The sequence below is a fragment of the Aerococcus sp. HMSC23C02 genome, from assembly GCF_001806805.1.
Lineage (GTDB): Bacteria > Bacillota > Bacilli > Lactobacillales > Aerococcaceae > Aerococcus > Aerococcus sanguinicola.
Genome location: NZ_KV786044.1, coordinates 53467 through 55774 on the forward strand (window position 1 = coordinate 53467; position 2308 = coordinate 55774).

Consider the following 2308-nt stretch of genomic DNA (forward strand, 5'->3'; position numbering starts at 1 on the left):
CGGATAAAGTACAAAACGGCGAAAGCCGTTCTTGGTCCACCATATTTAAAGGAGCAACTTCAAAAGCGGAACGGATGCTCACTAGCTCAATTTTGTTAAGAACAAGAACTAAATGAAAGGTGATTCCATGTCTCTAAGTCAAAATAAACAGTCCATTCAACGCTTAACCCTGACGGCCCTCTTGACTGCCTTGGCGATTCTTATCCCCATGGTCATGCCCATCAAAGTAGTTCTCGGGCCGGCTTCCTATACCCTGGCCAGCCACCTGCCCATCGTCTTGGCCATCTTCATGGGGCCCGCTCCAGCCGCCTTTGTTGCCCTAGCTTCTGGTATCGGCTTCTTCCTGGCAGGTTTCCCCTTTGTGATTGGCTTGCGCGGGCTCAGCCACGTCTTCTTCGCTACTTTTGGGGCCTACTACTTCCAAAAGCACCCCGGTGTGGTAGACAAATTGACTACACGAACAGCTTTCTCCTTCGTGTTGGCTTTTATCCATGCCTTAGCTGAGGTGGTCGTTGTCTACTTGGTGACAGGTCTGGGGGCAGGGACTCTAGCAGCCGGGTATTTTACGACCCTCTTTGTCTTCGTTGGCCTGGGTGGGATTGTCCATGGTATGGTTGACTTTGAGTTGGGTTACCAAACGGCTCGCGCCTTGGACAAGGCCAAGGTGGTTTCCTTCTTTAAGAACTAGTCGTTAGAGTTTAGAGGAGAGGCGTCTCAATACTTGTGGCGTCTTTTTCTTATCTCTAGGCCTAGAATTTTGTGCTATAATGGGAAAAGTTTTATGTGACGATTTAGCTGGTAAGGAGTGGAATGGTGAAACGTTATCGATATAAAAAGGCGATCGGCCTAGAGCCGGTTCTCTTTGTGCTTGTTTTCTTTGGAATATTTGGGGCGATTGGCTGGCGGATGGGTGTGGTCAATATGTTGTCGACGATTATGGCGACGGCTTATGACCTGCTCATGAATACTTGCTTTTTCTTGATGGCCATTTCGGTGGTGACGGGTGCCCTGTCCTCGCTCTTTTCAGAATTTGGTTTCGTAGCTTTAATCGACAAACTCTTGTCGCGCTTAATTGGCCCCATCTATGACATGCCAGGGGCTTCTTCCTTGGGCGTGCTCAACTGTTATATGTCAGACAATCCAGCCGTTCTAACCTTGGCCAAGGAGGATAACTTCAAACGTTATTTCAAAAAATACCAATTGCCGGCCCTGACGAATATCGGGACGTCATTTGGGATGGGCTTGATTGTGACGGCAACGGTCCTGGCGATCCCGCTCGAAGGCTCAGCGACAGCCGCTCTGATTGGCAACCTAGGAGCCGTTGTCGGCAGCGTGGTCAGTGTCCGCCTCATGCTCCACTTCACCAAGAAGGCTTACGGAACGGAAGACTATGTGGAGATTGACCACGAAGAAGACCTGCCAGAAGGATCCCGGGTGGTCCGGGCAGGTGGCGTGGGATCGCGCGCCCTCTCCGCTCTCTTGGATGGGGGTAAGAATGGGGTGGAAATGGGTATGGCCATTATTCCGGGCGTGGTCGTGGTCTGCACCATGGTGATGTTACTCACCCACGGCCCAGGCCCAGATGGCATTTATACCGGTGAGATCGGCCAGGGGGTTCCTTTCTTACCCTGGGTCGGGGAAAAATTATCCTTCATCCTGACCCCTATCTTTGGCTTCTCCAATCCTGAGGCTATTTCGGTGCCAATCACGGCACTGGGCGCAGCGGGAGCGGCTGTGGGCTTGGCTGCTAAGCTGGTAGAATCGGGCCTGGCTAACGGCAATGACCTGGCTGTCTTTACCGCCATGTGCATGTGCTGGTCGGGCTATCTGTCGACCCATATCGCCATGATGGATGCCCTGGATACCCAGGAGATGACGGGCTATGCCCTCTTCAGCCATACGATCGGCGGTTTAGTGGCGGGCGCAGCTGCTCACTTTATTTATATATTGGTGGTATGACAGGGTGTGAGTAAGAGCGTTTAGAAAGGGATGACTGGAGGCAAAAGGGATAAGAACGGCTTTAGCCGGTCGTTTCCTTTTGCTGAAGTCACTCCCTTTCTGCTCTTACGAACCCGACTATGAACTGTGCTAATGAGCATACGTTGCGCTGTTGAAGTTGGTCCTTGAATTTCAGAGGGTCAAGAACGGCTGGCGCCGTTTTGTACTATATCCGTAAGTCGCTGGCGCTCCAACGGCTATAGCAGCACCGGATCTGGCCAAGGTCCTTCATCTAGCGAATCTTAAACGGAGAGTAAGGCTTGCGCCAACTCTTCGTAATTCACATCTAGTCGGGTTCAGGCTAGCAGAA

Annotated in this window: 2 protein-coding genes; both read left to right on the forward strand. The window is 51.7% G+C overall.

The genetic code is table 11. From position 1 onward, the window contains the following. Window positions 1–127: 127 nt before the first annotated feature. Window positions 128–688, forward strand: a complete 561-nt coding sequence (locus tag HMPREF3090_RS04470) for a hypothetical protein (RefSeq protein ID WP_070486048.1) — start codon at window positions 128–130, stop codon at window positions 686–688. 122 nt (window positions 689–810) lie between these two features. Next, window positions 811–1959, forward strand: coding sequence for a CD0519/CD1768 family membrane protein (locus HMPREF3090_RS04475; RefSeq protein ID WP_067972600.1), 1149 nt, complete (start codon window positions 811–813; stop codon window positions 1957–1959). Window positions 1960–2308 lie beyond the last annotated feature (349 nt).

What these genes read in the sequence shown, in the direction of transcription:
- HMPREF3090_RS04470 (WP_070486048.1), top strand. Translation starts at nt 128, where the DNA reads ATGTCTCTAAGTCAAAATAAACAGTCCATTCAACGCTTAACCCTGACG.
- HMPREF3090_RS04475 (WP_067972600.1), top strand. Translation starts at nt 811, where the DNA reads ATGGTGAAACGTTATCGATATAAAAAGGCGATCGGCCTAGAGCCGGTT.